Annotated in this window: 16 protein-coding genes; 15 read left to right on the top strand and 1 reads right to left on the bottom strand. The window is 58.4% G+C overall.

Annotated features, from left to right (window positions below; all coding sequences use genetic code 11):
- Window positions 1–108: 108 nt before the first annotated feature.
- Complete coding sequence (locus G442_RS0101375; RefSeq protein ID WP_026396542.1) at window positions 109–1,401, bottom strand: DUF445 domain-containing protein; 1,293 nt, start codon at window positions 1,399–1,401, stop codon at window positions 109–111.
- A 190-nt stretch (window positions 1,402–1,591) separates the two neighbouring features.
- Here G442_RS0101375 and G442_RS0101370 point away from each other — a divergent pair, with 190 nt between their 5' ends.
- The 15 genes from G442_RS0101370 (at window position 1,592) to G442_RS24200 (ending at window position 16,586) form a co-directional block, all read left to right on the top strand.
- Window positions 1,592–4,390, top strand: coding sequence for a phosphoenolpyruvate carboxylase (locus tag G442_RS0101370; RefSeq protein WP_026396541.1), 2,799 nt, complete (start codon window positions 1,592–1,594; stop codon window positions 4,388–4,390).
- A 143-nt stretch (window positions 4,391–4,533) separates the two neighbouring features.
- Complete coding sequence (locus G442_RS20335; RefSeq protein ID WP_051291853.1) at window positions 4,534–5,034, top strand: RrF2 family transcriptional regulator; 501 nt, start codon at window positions 4,534–4,536, stop codon at window positions 5,032–5,034.
- 5 nt (window positions 5,035–5,039) lie between these two features.
- On the top strand, window positions 5,040–6,530 hold the full coding sequence (gene sufB, locus G442_RS0101360; RefSeq protein WP_026396540.1) for a Fe-S cluster assembly protein SufB: 1,491 nt from the start codon (window positions 5,040–5,042) through the stop codon (window positions 6,528–6,530).
- A gap of 98 nt (window positions 6,531–6,628) precedes the next feature.
- Entirely contained in the window at window positions 6,629–7,399 is a 771-nt protein-coding gene (sufC, locus tag G442_RS0101355; protein ID WP_026396539.1) for a Fe-S cluster assembly ATPase SufC, read from the top strand.
- Window positions 7,396–8,745 (top strand): Fe-S cluster assembly protein SufD, encoded by a 1,350-nt coding sequence (gene sufD, locus G442_RS20330; protein WP_051291792.1) that lies wholly within the window; start codon window positions 7,396–7,398, stop codon window positions 8,743–8,745. Before sufC ends, sufD begins: the two co-directional genes overlap by 4 nt.
- Window positions 8,742–9,992, top strand: a complete 1,251-nt coding sequence (locus G442_RS0101345; protein ID WP_051291791.1) for an aminotransferase class V-fold PLP-dependent enzyme — start codon at window positions 8,742–8,744, stop codon at window positions 9,990–9,992. Before sufD ends, G442_RS0101345 begins: the two co-directional genes overlap by 4 nt.
- Before the next feature lie 9 nt (window positions 9,993–10,001).
- A complete protein-coding gene (gene sufU, locus G442_RS0101340; RefSeq protein WP_026396537.1) occupies window positions 10,002–10,427 on the top strand; it encodes a Fe-S cluster assembly sulfur transfer protein SufU in 426 nt (141 codons plus the stop codon).
- A 22-nt stretch (window positions 10,428–10,449) separates the two neighbouring features.
- The gene (locus G442_RS0101335; protein ID WP_051291852.1) at window positions 10,450–10,854 is read left to right on the top strand and encodes an SUF system Fe-S cluster assembly protein; all 405 of its coding nucleotides are present in this window, start codon (window positions 10,450–10,452) and stop codon (window positions 10,852–10,854) included.
- Between the two features lie 14 nt (window positions 10,855–10,868).
- On the top strand, window positions 10,869–11,261 hold the full coding sequence (locus tag G442_RS0101330) for a HesB/IscA family protein (protein WP_051291851.1): 393 nt from the start codon (window positions 10,869–10,871) through the stop codon (window positions 11,259–11,261).
- Window positions 11,262–11,546: 285 nt separating this feature from the next.
- Complete coding sequence (gene fliF / locus G442_RS0101325) at window positions 11,547–13,211, top strand: flagellar basal-body MS-ring/collar protein FliF (RefSeq protein WP_026396534.1); 1,665 nt, start codon at window positions 11,547–11,549, stop codon at window positions 13,209–13,211.
- Between the two features lie 4 nt (window positions 13,212–13,215).
- A complete protein-coding gene (gene fliG / locus G442_RS0101320) occupies window positions 13,216–14,223 on the top strand; it encodes a flagellar motor switch protein FliG (RefSeq protein WP_026396533.1) in 1,008 nt (335 codons plus the stop codon).
- Complete coding sequence (locus G442_RS0101315) at window positions 14,220–14,516, top strand: hypothetical protein (RefSeq protein ID WP_026396532.1); 297 nt, start codon at window positions 14,220–14,222, stop codon at window positions 14,514–14,516. Before fliG ends, G442_RS0101315 begins: the two co-directional genes overlap by 4 nt.
- 11 nt (window positions 14,517–14,527) lie before the next feature.
- The gene (locus G442_RS24800; RefSeq protein WP_146882079.1) at window positions 14,528–14,896 is read left to right on the top strand and encodes a hypothetical protein; all 369 of its coding nucleotides are present in this window, start codon (window positions 14,528–14,530) and stop codon (window positions 14,894–14,896) included.
- 37 nt (window positions 14,897–14,933) lie between these two features.
- Window positions 14,934–15,242 (top strand): flagellar motor switch protein FliN, encoded by a 309-nt coding sequence (gene fliN, locus G442_RS0101310; RefSeq protein ID WP_035376069.1) that lies wholly within the window; start codon window positions 14,934–14,936, stop codon window positions 15,240–15,242.
- Between the two features lie 9 nt (window positions 15,243–15,251).
- Window positions 15,252–16,586 carry a sigma-54 interaction domain-containing protein gene (locus G442_RS24200; RefSeq protein ID WP_084440281.1) on the top strand — a complete coding sequence of 445 codons (1,335 nt, stop codon included), beginning with the start codon at window positions 15,252–15,254 and terminating at the stop codon, window positions 16,584–16,586.
- Window positions 16,587–16,626 lie beyond the last annotated feature (40 nt).

Here is a 16,626-nt window from a genome sequence, read left to right as displayed (position 1 = left end):
CAACAACCGGCGCATTCGCGAATCCTTGAAACGCTCAACGCCCGTTCTTGGTCGATTAAGCGTCTGGAACGCGGAGGAGTTTCTTTTTCCGAGGACGAAACTGACTGGCTATTGTCCGACCACACCGAAAACCATCCGCAACCCGAGCGACAGCACGGCGCCGACGCCGAACCCCACCAGCGTGCCGTTCATGCGGATATATTGCAGATCCTGCCCGACCCGCAGTTCCAGCCTGTCGGCGATCGCCGCCGCGTCCCAGTTTCCGACCACGCCTGCGATAAAGTCGCCGAGGCGATCGCGCAGCGTGGGAAGGGCGCGCCAGACCGTCTTGCGGACGCTGTCCTCGATACGGCGGCGCATTAACGGGTCTTGCTCCGCCTGCACCGCCAGACGCGCCAGCGTTTCGCGGACGATAGTGGCGATCCAGCCGTCGTTGCGCTCCGTATCTTCGATGATCATGCGACGCAAACGCGCCCAGAGATCTCCCCCCCAGGTCACCATGGAATCGTGGTGGAAGACATCGCGCAGTGAGCGTGACAGTTCGTCGGCGCGCTCGGGATCGTTTTCGATCCGGTCGATTTCGGCCCGGACCCAGGCGGTGAATCCTTCGCGAAGGGCGGAATCCCGCGGGTTGATGCGGTCGAGTTCCTCTGCGGCCGCCACGAGCACTTTCGTGGCGATCGATCCGCCGATCGCCCAGCTGAGAAGCCGTCCGCCCTGTTCGCGCACCCGATCTTCGATCGTTACACGAAGGGCGGCTTCCTTCGATTGCAACATCGACTTCAGTTGCCCGACGAGGAAAGACAGAACCTCCTGATGGTGTTCGCTCTCCACCAATGCGCGCAGGGCGCGCGCGATGACTGGAGCGAGGTTGGCTCCCCCGAGCAATACCGGCAGGCTGCGCCCCAGGGCCGCTCCGGCGCGACCGTCCTCCAGCCGTTCCAGCGCGTTCGGAACCATGCCGATCGCTCCCCGCGTGAGCGATTCGGCTGTCGTCGGGTCGGCAAGCAGTCGGGCGACGATGCCGGGAAGATCGGCGTTCAACAGAACCCGATCAACCTCAGCCTCCGTGAGCACCTGCGTCGTGACGAAGCGTCCCAGCGCGCGCCCGAGACGTTCTTTCTGGGCCGGAATGATCGCCGTGTGCGGAATGGGCAGGCCCAGAGGCTGTCGAAACAGGGCAGTCACGGCGAACCAGTCGGCCAGCCCGCCGACAATTCCCGCCCTGCCGCCAGCTCGAAGCGTGTCTATCCAGAGCGATTCGGAGAGCCACCCGCGCGCAGGGAGAATGTACCCCGCCAGCGTCACGACGGCCATTCCGCCGAGCATTCCGGTAGCCATACGTTTTTGCCGGATGAGCGCCCGGCGTGCGTCGTCGTCTGGTGAGGTCTGTGCGTTCATGGCCTCGCCTGATAGCATCCCCGTGAACGGCGCCCCAAACGCCGTTTCGCATGTCGCTCTGGCATTGCGCCGAATGTGTGGCCGTGAAACCCTCGGCCCCCACTTCCTGCGTGTGAGATTTTTTATGGCCGATACGTCGCCCGCCGACTCCCGGACTCCGTCTGCCCAGAACCTGTCGGGGCATAGCGGCATGACGGACGCTGCGCGTGCGGCGCTCTTCCTGCTGGCGGGGGAGACCCAAATTGCTGGCGATGACGCTTCTGGCGCGAAATCGGGGCCAAGCCTCCATACGCTGGTAAGTCGCCTTGAATGGATGCTTGATCGCGAGCGTCTCTCGGTGGACGATTTGCGCGAAGTCGTGCGGCTCCTGCGCGACGAGGCGTTCCTGCGGCGCGCCACCCGGCTGCACCGTTATCCGGGTGGCGCGGCGGCGGCGGATACGGCGGAACGGCTGGCTGGGGTTGCCGCCCATATCGTAGAGGAGGCGGCCTCCGCGCCGGACGGCGGCGGGCTGGACGCATTTCGCGCGGCGGTCGAGCGCACAAGATTCGCGGCGGTTTTCACGGCTCACCCGACATTTGCCGTGGCGAACCCGGTCTATGCGGCGCTCGCAGAGTGCGCCTCCCTGCCGACGCCGCCGGGTGCGGCTCCAGCGTTCGAGACCCACCGGCGTTCAGGTCCGCCGACGCTTGAGGAAGAGTTCGGTCTGGCGTCCGACGCGATCCTGCGGGGGCGGGATGCGATCGACACGTTCGTGACGGATCTGCTGCGAGAGGCGCGCGAACGCTGGCCCGATAACTGGACGACGCTCACGCCGAAGCCGCTGATCCTGACGAGTTGGGTGGGTTACGACACAGACGGCCGCACCGACATTGGCTGGTGGGACACGATGCGGCTGCGTTTGCGGATGAAGCTGTTCCAGCTTCAGCGTCTACGCGCGCAGGTGCAGCAGAGCGGCGTCGACGCTGCGGCGCTGATCAGCAGGGTTTCGCGTGCGATCTACACGGTCGAGGCGCAGATCGCCGCGACGCCGAAAAGCGCCGATCCGGCGGCGGCGCTTGAATTTGCGGCGCTGATTGTCGACCGGGCGGCTGACGCCATCTCGGACCCGCAGGCTCTGGCGGACGCGCTGCAGGACGCTATCGACATTGCGCCGGACGATGCGAAACTGGGACTCGCAGTGGCGCGGTCAGGGTTTTTGGCGCACGGCATGGCGGCGGCGCAAACCCATACGCGGCTCAACGCCACCCAAATTCATAATGTGCTGCGTCAGCGTCTGCGGCTGACCGACGATCCGGCCAACCCGACCCATCGCCGCGCGCTTCTGTCGCGCATCAACGAAGCGCTGGACACGGTGACGGCGACGCCGGTCGATTTTGGGGCGCTGCTGGTCGAGCAGGCTTCCGCGGCGCGGCTGATGATGACCATCGCGCAGATCGTCAAGCACGTGGACACTGCTACGCCGGTGCGTTTCCTCGTGGCGGAGACGGAGAGCGGCTACACGCTGTTGGCGGCGCTGTGGCTTGCGCGGCATTTCGGCATTGCCGACAAGGTGGAGATATCGCCGCTTTTCGAAACGCGAGAGGCCCTGATGGGCGGAGCGCAGATCGTCGAGGAGGCATTGCGTTCGCCGCACTGGCGCGACTACCTGCGCCAGACAGGGAAGATGAGCCTTCAGTTCGGATATTCCGATTCAGGCCGTTATGTCGGGCAGCTTGCCGCCACGTATCTGATCGAACGTCTTCGTTTGAAGATCGCGGATCTGTTGCAGAAATGGGATCTGCATGACGTCGAGGTCATCCTGTTCGACACCCACGGCGAAAGCATCGGGCGTGGCGCGCATCCGTTCAGGCTGTCGGACAGGCTCGATTATCTCTCGCCGCCGCATGTTCGCGCACGTTTCGCGGAGCTGGGGCTGCGATATCGGGAGGAGAGCGCTTTTCAGGGCGGCGACGGCTATCTGCTGTTCGGCACGCCTGAACTGGCGGGGGCCTGCATCGCGACCATCGCGGAGCATGTGTTTACGCCGCCGCGTCGGGAGCGGGATCCTGTCTATGACGAGCCTGATTTCTCGGCCGATTTTTTCTCCACCATCGCCGAGGGGATGACGTCTCTGGTGGACGATCCGGGCTACGCTGATCTGCTCGGGGCGTTTGGTCCGTCGTTGATCGACAAGACAGGCTCGCGTCCGGCGGCCCGACAGAGCGAGGGCGGCGGGGCGACCCCGCGCATCACGCATCCGAGCCAGTTGCGCGCTATCCCCAACAACGCGATTCTTCAGCAGCTTGGCTGGTGCGCCAACACCATTCAGGGGCTGGGGTCGGCGGCGCACCGGCATCCGGAGACGTTCGACTCCTTCCGCGACGGCAGTCCGCGTTTTCACCGTGCGCTGGATTTCGCGGCGCACGCGCTGGCGCATTCGGACGATCAGGTGCTGCGCAGCGTGATCTCTCTGCTTGATCCGGGGTACTGGCTGGATCGTGCGACAGCAGAGGATGAGGCTGCGCGCCGCGGCCCCTATCTCGCGGTGATGCATGATCTGGAGAAGCTCGATTTCTGGGCCGACACGCAGTCGATGTTTCGACGTATTCAGGCCGATCATCTTGCGTTACGCGCGGCGTGGCCCGACGCGCCGTCCATGAGCGCGACCGAACGCGGGTTGCATGCGATCCGGATCGCGATGATCGAGCGCATCTGGCTTCTGGCGACGCAGATCCCGTTCTTCATGCCGCGTGGCGCTTTCACGCGCGACGTTATGATGCGGCGGATACTCTGCCTTGAAATTCCGTCGGTGCTTCGCGAACTGGATGCCGTGTTTCCTCGGGGAGATCGTGCTCCGGAATTCGATTTCCACGAACCGGCCGGGCCGCAGGTGGAAAACGCTTACACCTATGAGCACGACTACATTTTCCGCCCCATGCGCGCGATGTTCGATATTGTGCGTGAGGTCAGCATCGCCATCGCGCACAATATAGGCGCGTTCGGCTGATCACTGGTTTGCGGCAGGTGAGGGCGCGTCACGTAATGGTGTGCCCCCTTGACGGATCGAGGTCGGCGAAGCATCTGTCTCGTTGAAACAGGACTGATTTGGTCCTTAATGGCAGCGACGCCGTTTCAGCAGGTGACCTTCGTATGTTCAGGCTGTCGAAACTAACCGATTACGCCGTCAGGACACTCGTCGAACTGGGACGACTGGATGGCGTCGTGACGTCGTCCACGCTGTCGGCGGAAACCGGCGTGCCGGAGCCGACCGTAGCGAAAGTCCTCAAGACGCTGGCGGGCGACGGTCTTCTGGCGTCCCAGAGGGGTGCTCGCGGTGGGTACCGTCTGGCGGCGCCGCTTGAGGAGATTTCCGTCGCGCGCGTTATTGCGGCGATCGACGGCCCGATCTCCCTGACTGCTTGCGTCAGCGGTGGAGCAGGGTGCGAGGTCGGACCGGATTGCGCGCTTTATGGCTGCTGGGATCCGGTGAATGACGCGATTCATGAAGCCTTGTCCGGCATCTCCCTCGCCCGTATGGCGGAGACCAGCGGACGGACGCGCGGCACGCGGGTGAAGTCAGACGAAGCATGTGCAGATATGGCCGCGACGCGCGGCAGAGTGGCCGATTTTACCGGCGCGGTGGGAGGATAGGATAGATGCCAGCTGTTACAGAGACCCGCGAACAGGTCGAGAAGCTCGGGCAATCCTCCTATAAATGGGGGTTTGAGACCGACATCGAGATGGACTTCGCGCCCAAGGGGCTTAACGAAGACACCATCCGCCTGATCTCTTCGCGCAAGGAGGAGCCGCAATGGCTGCTCGACTGGCGTCTGGCTGCGTTCGCCGCCTGGCAGACGATGGAAGAGCCGACCTGGGCCAAGGTCTCGCATCCGCCGATCGATTATCAGGACGCATACTATTACGCCGCGCCGAAGAAGAAGGCCGGCCCGAAGTCTCTGGACGAAGTCGACCCCGAGCTTCTGCGGACTTATGAAAAGCTGGGCATTCCGCTCCATGAGCAGGCGTTGCTTGCGGGCGTCGAGGTTCCGGAGGGCGAGGAAGCCCGGATGCCGATCGCGGTCGATGCGGTGTTCGACAGCGTGTCCGTCGCCACGACTTTCCGCAAGACGCTGGCCGAGGCTGGCGTGATCTTCTGCCCGATTTCGGAGGCCGTTCGGGACTACCCCGACCTGGTGCGCCAGTATCTCGGCAGCGTCGTGCCGGTCGGCGACAATTTCTTCGCGGCGCTTAATTCCGCCGTCTTTACGGACGGGTCGTTCGTCTACGTTCCGAAGGGCGTGCGTTGCCCGATGGAACTGTCGACGTATTTCCGCATCAACGCCCGCAACACGGGGCAGTTCGAGCGCACGCTGATCATCGTCGAGGACAAGGCTTCGGTCTCGTATCTGGAAGGATGCACCGCGCCGATGCGCGATGAGAATCAGCTTCACGCGGCGGTCGTCGAGCTTGTTGCGATGGAGGACGCCTCCATCAAATACAGCACCGTGCAGAACTGGTATCCGGGCGACGAGAATGGTCTCGGCGGCATCTACAACTTCGTCACGAAACGCGGCGCCTGTCGCGGTGCGCGGTCAAAGATATCGTGGACGCAGGTCGAGACGGGTTCGGCGATCACATGGAAATATCCGTCCTGCATTCTGCAGGGCGAAGGGGCCGTGGGTGAGTTCTACTCTGTCGCCGTCACCAACAATCGCCAGCAGGCCGACACCGGCACGAAGATGATTCATATCGGGCGTAACACGCGCTCGACGATCATCGCCAAGACGATCAGCGCCGGTCATTCCGACAGCACGTATCGCGGTCTGGTCCGTATTCTGCCGAAAGCGTCCGGCGCGCGGAACTTCACGCAGTGCGACAGCCTGTTGATTGGCGATCAGTGCGGCGCGCACACGGTTCCGTATATCGAGAACCGGAATATGGCGGCGCGCGTGGAACATGAAGCGACAACCTCGAAAATTTCCGAGGATCAGATGTTCTACTGCCGTCAGCGCGGACTTTCGGAAGAAGATGCTGTTGGTCTGATCGTCAACGGGTTCTGCAAGGACGTGCTCAAGGAACTGCCGATGGAGTTCGCTGTCGAGGCGCAGAAACTTCTTCAGATCAGCCTTGAAGGCAGCGTCGGGTAAAATATCGGGCGACCGCTCCGGGCGGTCGCGAAGCAACGTAGTAGGAATAGGTTATCGTCATGGCGTCTTGGCCAGACGATCACTCCGGGAGCCATGGTATGAGTGATTTTCTGAATATTTCCGGTCTGCACGCCAGAATCGACGCCGACGGCGCGCCGAAGGAAATTCTCCGTGGCGTGGATCTGATCATTGCTCCGGGTGAAGTCCATGCGATCATGGGGCCGAACGGATCGGGCAAGTCGACGCTGTCCTATGTCCTCGCCGGGCGTGAGGACTACGAGGTGACGTCCGGCTCTGTGTCCTTCAAGGGGCAGGACCTGCTGGCGATGGAGCCGGAAGAGCGCGCGGCTGCTGGCGTGTTTCTCGCCTTTCAGGCGCCGATCGAGCTACCCGGCGTCAACAACGCCAATTTTCTCCGCACGGCGGTGAATGCCGTGCGTCGCGCGCGGGGCGATGCGGAGCTGGATGCCGTAGCATTTCTGAAAACCGTTCGCGCGGCGACAAAGAAGCTCTCGATGTCTGACGAGATGCTGAAGCGCAACGTCAATGTCGGTTTCTCCGGCGGAGAGAAGAAGCGCAACGAGGTGCTGCAGATGACAATGCTGCAGCCCAGCCTCGCCATTCTTGACGAGACGGACAGCGGCCTGGACGTCGACGCCCTGCGTATCGTTGCCGACGGCGTGAATGCGCTCCGGTCTCCGACATTCTCGGCGCTGGTCATCACGCATCATCAGCGCCTGCTGGATTATCTGAACCCTGACCGCGTTCACGTGATGGCGCGTGGCCGCATCGTTCACAGCGGCGGCGCAGAACTGGCGAAGGAAATCGACGTGCAGGGTTATGCGTCGTTCCTGGCGGAGGCGGCATGAACGCGATAGCGCCTGTTGGCCGCAGTCTGGCGCCATTCGAGGCGCGACTGGACGGCATTGAGGATCCGATCCGCCACGCGGCGGTTGGAGAACTGCGACGCGTGGGCCTTCCGGGGCCGCGTGTGGAGGCTTGGCGCTACACGCATCTGCGGCCGCTCGCAGGGCATGAATTTCGGGAGGCCGCGGCGTCTTTTGACGCGGACCTAGTCGGGCGCGCGCTCGACGAGTCCTTGCCGCGCGATGGATTGCTGGCGTCCACGCCGCGTCTTGTTCTGGTCAACGGAAGGTTTGCGCCAGAACTGTCGTCACCAGCGAATGGCGTGGCCCTGCCAGAGGGCGTGACGTTCGAACGCTTCTTGGCGTCGCCGGAATTCGACGCGCTTGCGACGCCGGAGCGCGAGCCTCTCGTGGCGCTGAACACGGCGTTGGCGGTGGATGGCGTGTGTCTGTCGGTGGCGGAGGGCGTAGCCGCAGGGCGGATCGTCCTCGTATCGGTCGCATTTGCGGGCGATGAGGCCGCTTCTTTCCATCCTCGACATAGTGTTTCTCTTGGGGCTGGCGCGTCGCTGGAACTGATCGAACTCGCCGTTTCGAGCGGAAGTGGCGCAGGCGCGGCGACGTATTTTCACAACCCTGTCCTGACCTGCGATGTCGGGGAGGGCGCGAAGCTCACGCACGTGAAGGTGCAGAAGGAGGCGGCCGGGGCGACGCACCTCGCCACGGTTTACGCCAATATTGCGACGCGCGGCGCCTATGACAGCTTCACGCTGGGCCTTGGCGCAGATCTTGCACGGCATGAGGTCCATGCGCGCCTTTCCGGTGCGAAGGCGGCTGTTCATGTGAACGGTGCACAGTTGCTGGGCGAAAAACAAGTCGGCGACATCACGAGCGTCATCACGCACGCGGCGCCGGACTGCATCTCTAGGCAGACAATCCGCAATGTGCTGACCGATCACGCGCGCGGCGTGTTTCAGGGCAAGGTGCACGTTCATCAGATTGCTCAGAAAACTGACGGTTATCAGATGAATCAGGCGCTGCTGCTGTCGCCGCACGCCGAGATTGACGCCAAGCCGGAACTTGAGATTTACGCCGACGACGTCAAGTGCAGTCATGGCGCTACGGTTGGCGCGTTGGACGACGAGCAGTTGTTCTACCTGCGCAGTCGCGGCGTTCCTGAAGCGCAGGCGCGACGCATTCTGGTCGAGGCGTTTCTGCTCGAAGTGCTTGACCTGCATGAAGACGAAGCCGGGCGAGCGCTTCTGGACACGGCGTTAGGCGCGGCGCTTTCGCTACGGATCGGGCGCCTGCAGGGTGCGGGACAAGATGCGGGGGAGGCGTCGGAATGATTGGCGACACGACGCTCGAGACGAAGAACGTGGCTGATCTTTCTCATTTGCGTGCACAATTTCCGATCCTTTCGGAAACGGTGCATGGAAAGCCGCTGGTGTTTCTCGACAGCGCGGCTTCAGCCCAGAAACCTGACGCCGTCATCGACGCGATGTCGACGATGATGCGGACGCAATACGCCAACATCCATCGCGGCCTGCACTGGATGAGCGAGCGGGCCACCGAGGCGTACGAGGTCGCGCGCAGTCGGGTGGCGACGCTGCTCGGCGCCAATGCGCGAGAGGAAATTGTCTTCACGCGCAACAGCACGGAAGCGATCAATCTGGTCGCCTATTCGTTTGGCTCACTGTTGAAACCCGGACAGGCCGTCCTGATCTCCGAGATGGAGCATCATTCGAACATTGTCCCGTGGCAGTTGCTACGTGATCGTGTGGGCGTTGAACTGCGCGTTGCGCCTGTCACCGATGACGGCGATCTCGATATTGAGGCGTATGGGGACCAGCTGTCCGACGGAAAGGTGGCTCTCGTAGCAATAACGCACATGTCGAACGTGCTCGGGACCGTGACGCCTGCGCGACGTCTGGCGGATATGGCGCATGCGGCGGGCGCGAAAATCCTGTTCGACGGCAGTCAGGCCGTAGTTCATCGGCGCGTTGACGTTCGTGCGCTCGATGCGGATTTCTATGTGTTTACCGGGCATAAGCTGTACGGTCCGAGCGGGATCGGGGCGCTCTGGGCGCGCAGGGAGTTGCTGGAGGAAATGCCGCCGTTCATGGGCGGCGGCGACATGATTTCCACTGTCACGTTCGAGCATTCAACCTGGGCGCCGCCGCCGGCGAAGTTCGAAGCCGGCACGCCCGCGATCGTCGAGGCGGTCGGGTTGGGTGCTGCGATTGACTGGGTCGAGGGAGTGGGTTTCGACGCCATCTCTGCGCATGAGGCGGCGCTGACGGCACACGCCTTGCGGGTGTTGCCGGAGGTTCCGGGGCTCAAGATCGTCGGTCGACCGGCGGATCGTGGGGGCGTGGTTTCGTTTACGATGGAAGACGTTCATCCGCACGACATTGCGACCCTGCTTGATCGGAACGGCATCGCCGTGCGCGCGGGACACCACTGCGCGGAGCCGCTGATGCGGCGTCTCGGCCTGAATGCAACGGCGCGCGCCAGTTTTGGCGTGTATACGACCGAGGCGGAAATCACCGTGCTGGCGGAGACGCTAGCGCGCATCCGCAGCTTTTTCGTCTAAGGGCGGGCCGTGGACGGAGATTCGCTGTACGACACATTGATCGTTCGCCGTGCGCGCGAACCGCGTCATGCGGGAGAACTCGCCGACGCAACGGTTAAGGCGGCAGGGAACAACCCGCTCTGCGGCGACAGGATTGCTTTGGGCGTGCGTGTGGACGGCGATCGTATCGCCGCCGCCCGGCATGTCACGAAGGGTTGCGCTATTTGCGCTGCTTCGGCCGATCTGATGGCCGGGTCGATAGAAGGCCGCACGTTGTCCGAGGCTCTTGATATGGCAGGGAGGTTTCACCACATGCTCGGTAATGGTTCACCTGTGGAACTGGACGATCTGCCTGAGTCCATGGCTGCGTTTTTGCCTTTGAAGACCCATCGGTCGCGCCTGCGATGTGCGACGTTGCCCTGGACTGCGCTGGAGGAGGCGCTCGGCCATGACTGATCTGGATCAGACGCCTGCGGCGATGGACGCCACGAAGCCCGAAGATCGTCTCGAGGTGGAGAGTTCGTCGCAACTGAGACATTGGACGCCGGATGGCGAAGCGCCAGCGCCAGAGAGTTTCGGCGCGCCATCGGAAGATGCGGTGATCGAGGCGATCGCGACCGTGCATGACCCGGAAATTCCGGTGAATATCTATGAACTGGGGCTGATCTACGCCATCGATCTTCATGATGATGGTAAGGTGAAGGTGGAAATGACCCTGACTGCGCCGAATTGCCCAAGTGCGCAGGAGCTTCCTTTGCAGGTGAAGGACGCCGTCGAGAAAGTGCGGGGCGTGGCCTCGGCGGACGTCGAAGTCGTGTGGGATCCGCCGTGGGACATGTCGCGCATGAGCGACGAGGCCCGTCTGATGCTGAACATGTTTTGAGCGGGAGTATGGACATGAGCGCCGAACAGAACTCCGTAATAGCCACTGAAACGAAGCAGACCGCGCGGCGTGCGTTACCGCCATTGATGACGGTTTCAGACGCCGCTGCGGATCGGTTGAAGACCCTTTACGCCAATGCGCACGCTGGACAGTTGCTGCGGATATCGGTGACGACGAAGGGTTGTTCGGGCAAAGCGTACGACATGACGTTCGTACCCGAGGAAGGGGAGAGTGGGGACGAGCGGATAGTGGACAAGGGCGTCACGGTCCTTGTTGACCGCAAGGCTACGCTTTTCCTGATCGGGTCGGAGATGGATTACCACAGCGGGGAAATGGAGTCGGGCTTCGTGTTTGCCAACCCCAATGAGAAGGGCCGGTGTGGCTGCGGTCAGAGTTTTCACGTCTGACAGTCGATATCTAGAGTTAACCCCTCCTGGGTGGAGGGACGTCGAATTTTTGCGGACGCGGATTGCAACTGATTTTCTGTCAGGCATTGCGTCGCAAGCGCGGTCGAATACGACCTACCCGGCACAAAATGCCGAGGCATTAACCGTCGGGTAAGGCCCGGCAAGCACAATCGTCCAGTCAAATCACGCTTTGCCGAAACGGACGATCGTGCGCCACATTTCCTTTACGTTATTACAGCCCAGCGGGTCGAACCACTTAAAGGCTTTCCGATCGGAAAGCCTTACGTGAAGGATATTCTTGCCAGTCTTCGGTCACTGGGTGTTCCGCGTCTGATCACGCTGGGCGTCGTCGCCGTCGGGTTGCTGGGGCTTCTGGGTGCCTTGGCCCTCCGCGGTTCTCAGGAGCCGATGTCGCTGCTGTATCGCGATCTCGATCTCCATGAAGCGGCTCAAATGGCCGAAGATCTCGACAAGGCTCACATCCAGCACGTCGTCTCGCCTCAAGGGGACAGCATACAGGTTCCGCGTGATCAAATTGCGGCAGCGCGTCTGCTTCTGGCGCGTGACGGTCTGCCGTCCGGCGGCTCAGTCGGATACGAGATATTTGACCACGCAAACTCGATGACGACGACGCAGTTCGAGCAGAACATCCAGGAAACCAGAGCGCTGGAAGGCGAATTGGAGCGCTCGATACGCCTGATCCGTGGGGTTCGTGGCGTTCGCGTGCATCTGGTGCTTCCCCATCGAGAGCTGTTTTCGACCGAGAGACAGGCCGCGCAGGCGAGCGTTCTCCTTACAATGGGAGGCGGGAGGCTGGATGCGGAGGGCGTGCAGGCAGTGCTTAACCTTGTCGCTGCTGCCGTGCCTGACTTGAGTCCAGACAACATCTCGGTCGTGGATAATCGTGGTGACGTTCTCGCTAAGGCAGGCGATAAATCGGGTGCACGAGGCGAAATTCAGGCCGTCGAAGAGCAGCGGCGGGCGATGGAGACGCACCTGGCGCAGACGGTGGAGACGATGCTGGCGCCGGCGTTGGGGGCGTCGCATGTCCGCGCGGAAGCTTCGGTGACGATGAACCTCGATGAAGTACGAGATACTCAGGAGAGTTATGATCCTGATCAGCAGGTGTTGCGATCTCAACAGACAACGACTGACAAGAGCGTTAATACGGACGCTCAACCGAACGTTACGGTTTCCAATAATCTTCCAAACGCGAATGCGGGTCAGGCTAAAAGCGGTAGCCAGAACGACCGCAGAGAAGAGACTAACAATTACGAAATAGGGAAACGGGTGAAGACGCTGGTGCAGACGCAACCACGGCTGCAACGCATCAGTCTGGCCGTGATAGTCGATGGGGTCACTCGACTTGGCGCAGATGGCAAGCCGGTCTGGACGCCCTTGGACGCGGCGACCATTGACCGCGTGACCACGCTTGCCAAGTCAGCGATTGGTTATGACGAAAAACGGGGAGATGTCGTTAACGTCGTTTCAATGAAGTTTAGTGAGGAAGCGCCTTCGCCGGTTGAAATTCACGGGTGGCTGGGTACGTCGTTTGACAGAGCCGATGTCATGCACATTGTGCAGTCTGTTCTTCCCGGGCTTCTGGTTTTTCTCGCGTTGATATTTTTCGCGCGACCATTACTACGCAAAAGTATTGCCGTCGCCGCCGTGAACGCGGATGTCGAGGCGTCACTGAGCGGGCAAGACGTGAGCAGTAACGCTTTGGCAAGCCCGGCCGCCCAGGCGTCCCAAGCGCTTGCCTACGAACCGGTCACGCAACTTGCGTTGACGGGGCCAGATGAAGGTTCCGCAGAATTTGTCAGTCTGGCCGGAATAGATGGGCGTCTCAAGGCTTCAGCGATCAAGAGAGTGCGCGATCTGGCGATATCAAATCCTGAAGAAAGTCTGAATATCCTGCGCACGTGGCTTACGCCCCAGCTTGAAGGTTAGTCTTATGCTTGGTAAGTTAGAGGCAACAGGCCCCCAAAAAGCCGCGATACTCATGCTGGCGCTCGGTGATCAAGGCGCTGCGCAGTTAATCGCTCTCATGCATGAAAGTGAGATACGGGAAATTTCGTCCGCCATGGCGACGATCGGAGCAGTGCCAGCGGAAACTGTTGAATCTATATGTAAAGAATTCACGAAATCAATTTCATCTACCGATATGATCGTCGGGACTTACGAGACTACGGAAAAAATTCTGCGCAGGGCGTTGTCGGATGATAGGGCCAGCCAGATTATGGAAGAGATACGTGGTCCCGCCGGCAGAACGATGTGGGACAAATTAGCTAATGTTCCTGAAAATGTTTTGGCGAATTACCTGCGAAACGAATATCCGCAGACAGTAGCCGTAATTCTTAGTCGTTTGAATCCTGCTCAAACGGCCAGAGTGCTGTCGCTTATACCGGAAGAATTCGCAGTCGATGTAATGCTTCGTATGTTGCGTATGGAAAACGTTCAACGTGACGTGATCGACAGCGTAGAAGCGACGCTACGCTCTGAATTTATTGCGAATCTGGCGCGATCTACAAAGAGAGATAGCCACGAACTTCTCGCTGAAATATTCAATAGCTTCGAAAGAAAAATCGAAGGGCAGTTTATGAATGCCCTGGAAAGACGAAATCTTGAAGATGCGGAACGTATTAAAGCTCTTATGTTTACTTTCGAAGATATGAAAAGACTTCCGCCGGAGTCAATCATGAGAGTGATGAGAGATGCGGATCGAGAGCGTCTGCCCTTAGCACTGAAAGGCGCATCGGAAGATGTGCGAAGATTGTTCCTGTCAGCAATGACCGGAAGAGCGGGAAAAATTTTGCAAGACGAAATCCAATCTCTGGGTCCAGTGAAAGTGAAAGATGTCGATGCGGCTCAAGCCGAAATAGTCGCAACGGTCAAAATGTTGGCCAATCAAGGGGAAATAGACATCACTCCTACATCTGAAAATAACGAAGTGATCTTATGATGTGGGTTGAAAATAGTAGAGTGTCATTTTTTAAGAAATTTACTTTTGGAGACGATTTTTCGGAAAATGTTGTAGAAAAGAAAGACGTAGAAAACGAAGTGGATAAGGAGATAGCAAGAAATATTCCTGCCGAGAGTCTGGAAGAGTTGATTTATTCGCAAGAGCATTTGAACCACGCGGTCGCGGAGGCGGTGGCGCTCTCGAATACAAAAATGATTGAAGATGCAAATAAAAAAGAAAAAGAAGAAATTCAATATAGCCTAAAAAAATACGTGAAAAAATCTGCAATTTAGATAAATTGTTTTTGAGTGAAGTAAAAATTTATTCTGAATCACTATCTAAATCCTTGTTTTATTCCTTTTTTTCGACATTCCCTGTCATTGAGAATATTGCCGCAGAAGATGTGGTAGCTGGTATTTGTAATAAAATATTGCCTCTATTGGAAAATAATTTCAAAATTACAGTGATAATTAATCCACTGACATTCGACGCGATTACTAAGCATGACGATGTTTCAAAGATTTTCCAAGCTCCGTGGATAACTGTCGAACAATCTGAGAAATTAGGTCCTTCGGATATAGAAATAATTTGGCCGGATGGCCATTTGATTCGAGATGTCGAATCCGCAACAAAAGATATACTCATGTATGTCGCAGGTGACTTTACCAAATAATCTGAAAGTATAGGAGTAATAAATGAGCGATCTGACTATGTTAAATGAGCTAACCGACCTGGACATTGGCGCCGTAGAGGCCAGCGGCAATCAAGCGCATAATCTCGAGGCAGTGTACGATATTCCGGTAACAGTTAGTGCTGTTCTGGGTAAGTCAACGATACAAGTAAGCCAACTTCTGAAGCTTGGTAGGGGAGCAGTGGTGGAATTAGATCGGAGGGTGGGCGAGGCAATCGATATATATGTAAATAACAGACTGATCGCGCGTGGTGAAGTCGTTATGGTTGATGAAAGTCGACTTGGAGTGACTATGACCGAGATAATAAAATCAGAAAAAAAAACGTGAGAATTTAATATGCGTGTTCTTATCGTCGGGTGTCTCCGGGGGCGACTCGGGCAGGCTGCGAATGTCGTCATCGGGCGAGGCATACAGGTAGATCACGAGGAAACCGTTTCCAAAGCGATAGATCGGGCTTGCTCACACGGAAATCATCATCTTGCTATTTGCGAGGTTGAGTGCGGAATTCGCTCACTTGTGAATGGACTTGCGAGCCAGCGCATTCATGTCCCCGTACTAGCTTGTGGACCAGCGAATGCAGCATTGGCGGCAGAGGCTATCTCAGATGGAGCCGAGGATTACTTACCTCTTCCCCCTGACGCAGATTTAATAGCTTCTTTTTTGCAAGAGGTGGCGCACGAATCACACAAATTGATAAGTATTGATCCGGCCATGTCACAATTGTTGTCTCTGGTTCAGAAGGTAGCTGTTTCTGACGCCTCTGTGCTTGTGTGCGGTGAGTCTGGAACAGGGAAAGAGGTTTTAGCTAGATACATTCACAAAAAATCGCACAGAAATAAAGGCCCGTTCCTGGCGTTTAATTGCGCAGCTTTGCCAGACACTCTTATCGAATCTGAGTTGTTTGGACACGAAAAAGGGGCCTTTAGTGGCGCTCTTTCCCGTCGAGTTGGGCGCTTTGAAGCGGCAAATGGTGGAACTTTGCTTCTCGATGAAATAAGCGAAATGGATGTACGGATGCAGGCCAAACTTTTGCGTGCGATACAAGAACGCGAAGTAGATAGACTGGGTGGTAACGCATCAATTCCGCTAGATGTCAGGATAATAGCAACATCCAATCGTGATCTGAAAAGTGAAGTAAAATACGGACGGTTTCGTGAAGATTTATATTTTCGATTGAACGTCGTCTCGCTTACAGTGCCACCACTGCGGTCACGTCGGCTCGACATTGTTCCGCTCGCAAAGCACTTTAGTAAGAAATACTGCAAATTAAACGGTCTACCGACGCGGGCCATCAGCGATAAAGCTAATGAGATACTTACTAATGGAATTTGGAAAGGTAACGTTCGAGAGCTAGAGAACGCTGTTCACCGAGCAGTTCTCTTATCTTCATGCGATGTAATAAATGTCGAGGATTTTAACGTCGCTGAAGTTTCATCTTCTCGAGGTACCGAGAAGGCGGCAGTAAACTCAAACCCGTGGGTTGGAAGTAGTGTCGATGATGTCGAGCAGGCTCTAATCTTAGATACGCTCACATATACTGACGGAAATCGAACACATGCGGCGTCTATTTTAGGTATTTCCATTCGTGCTCTTCGGAACAAATTACGAAATTATGCTAGTAAAGGGGCGAGTGTGCCGCGACCATCTTTAGGGTTAGCCACGGAACAATGATTGAAATGATATAAGAACGCGGCGCGTGGAGCGGAATAAT

Origin of the sequence: Acetobacter nitrogenifigens DSM 23921 = NBRC 105050 (genome assembly GCF_000429165.1) — a bacterium.
Classification (GTDB): Bacteria; Pseudomonadota; Alphaproteobacteria; order Acetobacterales; family Acetobacteraceae; genus Acetobacter; species Acetobacter nitrogenifigens.
The sequence above is the reverse complement of the archived record's forward strand: the minus strand, read 5'-3'. Positions and strand labels throughout refer to the sequence as shown.

Bases quoted from the DNA above. Each gene is read 5' to 3' on its own strand.
- G442_RS0101375 (WP_026396542.1), bottom strand. From the start codon at position 1,401: ATGAACGCACAGACCTCACCAGACGACGACGCACGCCGGGCGCTCATC.
- G442_RS0101370 (WP_026396541.1), top strand. From the start codon at position 1,592: ATGACGGACGCTGCGCGTGCGGCGCTCTTCCTGCTGGCGGGGGAGACC.
- G442_RS20335 (WP_051291853.1), top strand. From the start codon at position 4,534: ATGTTCAGGCTGTCGAAACTAACCGATTACGCCGTCAGGACACTCGTC.
- sufB (WP_026396540.1), top strand. From the start codon at position 5,040: ATGCCAGCTGTTACAGAGACCCGCGAACAGGTCGAGAAGCTCGGGCAA.
- sufC (WP_026396539.1), top strand. From the start codon at position 6,629: ATGAGTGATTTTCTGAATATTTCCGGTCTGCACGCCAGAATCGACGCC.
- sufD (WP_051291792.1), top strand. From the start codon at position 7,396: ATGAACGCGATAGCGCCTGTTGGCCGCAGTCTGGCGCCATTCGAGGCG.
- G442_RS0101345 (WP_051291791.1), top strand. From the start codon at position 8,742: ATGATTGGCGACACGACGCTCGAGACGAAGAACGTGGCTGATCTTTCT.
- G442_RS0101335 (WP_051291852.1), top strand. From the start codon at position 10,450: ATGGACGCCACGAAGCCCGAAGATCGTCTCGAGGTGGAGAGTTCGTCG.
- G442_RS0101330 (WP_051291851.1), top strand. From the start codon at position 10,869: ATGAGCGCCGAACAGAACTCCGTAATAGCCACTGAAACGAAGCAGACC.
- fliG (WP_026396533.1), top strand. From the start codon at position 13,216: ATGCTTGGTAAGTTAGAGGCAACAGGCCCCCAAAAAGCCGCGATACTC.
- G442_RS0101315 (WP_026396532.1), top strand. From the start codon at position 14,220: ATGATGTGGGTTGAAAATAGTAGAGTGTCATTTTTTAAGAAATTTACT.
- fliN (WP_035376069.1), top strand. From the start codon at position 14,934: ATGTTAAATGAGCTAACCGACCTGGACATTGGCGCCGTAGAGGCCAGC.
- G442_RS24200 (WP_084440281.1), top strand. From the start codon at position 15,252: ATGCGTGTTCTTATCGTCGGGTGTCTCCGGGGGCGACTCGGGCAGGCT.